This window comes from Calothrix rhizosoleniae SC01 (genome assembly GCF_900185595.1).
GTDB lineage: Bacteria > Cyanobacteriota > Cyanobacteriia > Cyanobacteriales > Nostocaceae > Calothrix_A > Calothrix_A rhizosoleniae.
Genome location: NZ_FYBH01000246.1, coordinates 1 through 2,526, shown reverse-complemented (window position 1 = coordinate 2,526; position 2,526 = coordinate 1). Strand labels below are relative to the sequence as shown.

Sequence of the window (2,526 nt, the reverse complement as noted above, 5' to 3'; positions counted from 1 at the left end):
TAACTGTACCAATAGTCTGCAACAATTCTGTGGCAGTATAGGGTTTAGGCAAAAAAGCTTGGACACCCATTTGATTGATTAAATTTAGCTTATCCCCATTAGCTAAACCACTAACAGCAATAATTTTGACATCAGGGTTAATTTTTTTTAAAGTGCGAATGGTAGTTACGCCATCCATTGTGGGCATAACCATATCTGTTAATACAACGGAAATTTGCTCTCGGTGTTCTGCATAAATTGCGATCGCTTCTACTCCGTCACAGGCAGTCAGAGCTTTATAATTATGTATCTCCAGGGATGTTTTGGTAATGTCCCGGATCGAATCTTCGTCATCGACTACTAAAATTACCTCCCCACCACCATCAACTAAATCAAAGTCTGGCTTTTCTGGAGTTGCTAGAACTTGCTGTGCTGGTAAATAAACTTGAAATCGACTACCCTTGTAAACTTCGCTATAGACATTGACAAAGCCACTATGACTTTTTATTATTCCTAATACAGTGGAAAGTCCTAATCCTGTTCCTTTCCCTGTTTCTTTAGTCGTAAAAAATGGTTCAAATATCCGGTTTATAATCTTATGAGGAATACCCATGCCAGTATCAGTAACCGTAACCACTACATAGGCTCCTGGTTTGGCATCTAGATGCATTTTGGCGTAGTTATCATCAACTACAAAGTTGTCAGCCCATATACTTAAGGTACCGCCATCAACCATCGCATCACGGGCATTAACGCATAAATTCATTAATACCTGATGTAGTTGAGTGGAATCCCCTAATACCATCCATAAATTCTCGGGAATTTGGCAAATAACTCTAATTGATTTGGGGAATGTTTCTTGAACAACTTGCTGGATTTCGGCAATTAAGTCTCCAATTTTGAGTAAGGTGCGATCGCACTCTACTCCACTAGTAAAAGCTAGTACCTGTTTAACTAAGTTTGCTCCCCGCTTGGCGCTATTGATTAGGATTGGTATGAGTTTCTGGCGGCGAACAGTGTCCATGTTCGATTCTAATAGTTGCGCTGTCATTAGAATCGGTGCAAATACATTGTTCAAGTCGTGAGCAATACCACTAGCAAGAGTACCAATACTTTCCAATCTTTGGGAGCGCAATAATTGCTCTTCCAGCATCTTTTTTTGGGTAATATCAGTATTTACAACTAAAATGGATGGGCTTTTATGTTCAAATTCACTGACCAATGTCCAACGACTTTCAACAATAATATCTTGATTATCTCTATTTTTTTGCTGTAATTCCCCTTCCCAAGCACCATTTTTACATACTGTACTGAGTGCTTTAGCTACAATATCTTGTTCCTCTTGCCATAGTTCTGATGTCTTCTTGCCAATGGCTTGTGCTGGCTCCCAGCCGTATAACTTGGCTGCTGCTTGGTTCCAAAATAAAATGGTATTTGTTAAATCTTGGACAAAAATCCCATCGGTTGCTACATCCAATAGAGCAGCTTGTGATTGAATTGTCTGTTGTGCCCTTTTTCTTTCTAAAGCATAACGGATAGAACGTTCTAATAAAGGCCCATGTAGCAAACTTTTTTCTAGGTAATCAGCAGCACCTGCTGCCATTGCCTGTATATCTATTTCCCGTTCTCCCTGTCCAGTCAAGACAATAATGGGAGTAGAACAGCCATCAGCAATTGCTGATGCTAATAATTCTAAACCATTGCGATCGCCTAAACGATAATCCAGTAAATATATATCATGCTGACGATTGGCGATTGCCTGGATTGCATCCTCATAATTATCTACCCATTCCAATTGACAATCCAGTACCTGAAATTCATCACACCAATCACGGGTTAAAACATAGTCATCCTCATCATCATCAATTAGTAGGATTCTGATTTGGCTCTTCCCCATGTCTGTCTCCCATTGCTTTAAAAGGTAATTCCACAATTTCTAACCAGTATTTTTCAATCGTCCGCATCACCTCCACTAAGGAAGCAAATGTTACTGGTTTGATAATAAATGAGTTGGCTCCTAGACTGTAGGTATAACCAATATCGTCTTCGGACTTAGAAGTTGTCATCACCACCACAGGGATTTGTCTGAGTTGGGGATCGGCTTTAATTTCTTGGAGTGCTTCTCTGCCATCTTTTTTAGGCATGTTCAAGTCTAGCAAAATTAGCCCTGGCCTTGGGGATCTTTTGGGATCAGTGTATGAACCCCGGTGATATAAATAATCCATTAACTCTTCGCCATCGGTGACGATATTAATCGGATTGTGTAGGTGGTTTTCTGCTAAGGCTTCACGAATTAGCATACAGTCATCTTCGTCGTCGTCTGCCATTAAAATGGTCACATTAGTTTGCCGCGCTTTCATAATGAATTTTTTCCTGAATAATTATTTTTTTGTCTCCATTCACTATCAAACTGCAAAAAATCAAAACACATAATACTAAATACTGCTTACGTAAATTAGAGTCTGGAAAGACCTAAATATCTCAATATTGATAAAAATCATCTTTCTGTGACAATCGAATCAGAAACAGCCCTGAATTTGAATTATT

Annotated in this window: 2 protein-coding genes; both read right to left on the bottom strand. The window is 39.2% G+C overall.

The window, feature by feature from the left end; translation table 11 throughout:
• Positions 1-1,876, bottom strand: a 1,876-nt coding sequence (locus tag CALSC_RS14625) for a hybrid sensor histidine kinase/response regulator (RefSeq protein ID WP_088242059.1), incomplete at its 3' end; no start/stop codon positions are given.
• A complete protein-coding gene (locus CALSC_RS14620) occupies positions 1,842-2,339 on the bottom strand; it encodes a response regulator (RefSeq protein ID WP_088242058.1) in 498 nt (165 codons plus the stop codon). The genes CALSC_RS14625 and CALSC_RS14620, both read right to left, overlap by 35 nt.
• Between the last annotated feature and the right edge of the window lie 187 nt (positions 2,340-2,526).

Bases quoted from the DNA above. Each gene is read 5' to 3' on its own strand.
- CALSC_RS14620 (WP_088242058.1), bottom strand. From the start codon at position 2,339: ATGAAAGCGCGGCAAACTAATGTGACCATTTTAATGGCAGACGACGAC.